The sequence below is a fragment of the Pollutimonas rozaliensis genome (genome assembly GCF_048751585.1).
GTDB lineage: Bacteria > Pseudomonadota > Gammaproteobacteria > Burkholderiales > Burkholderiaceae_B.
On record NZ_JAZHOB010000254.1, the window covers coordinates 1 to 252 of the forward strand.

Sequence of the window (252 nt, forward strand, 5' to 3'; positions counted from 1 at the left end):
GCCACTGCAGCTTCAGAGCAAGGTGTTGGCGCGCACAAGGATGCCGGCTACTTAACCTTGGTGCTACAAGACAGCCAAAGCGGTTTAGAAGTGCTGACCGAGCGCGGCTGGTTAAAGGCTGAACCACTGCCAGGCGCTTTTGTGGTAAATATTGGTGAGTTACTGGAGCTGGCCTCAAACGGTTATTTACGCGCCACCTATCATCGGGTCGTCAGTCCACCTGAGGGAACAGAACGGTTATCTTGTGCCTTC

The 252-nt window shown here is 54.0% G+C and carries 1 protein-coding gene; it reads left to right on the forward strand.

Translation table 11 applies throughout. The features are described 5' to 3' along the window. A partial coding sequence (locus V0R37_RS22800) for a 2OG-Fe(II) oxygenase family protein (protein WP_420376647.1) occupies window positions 1–252 on the forward strand: 252 nt, incomplete at both ends.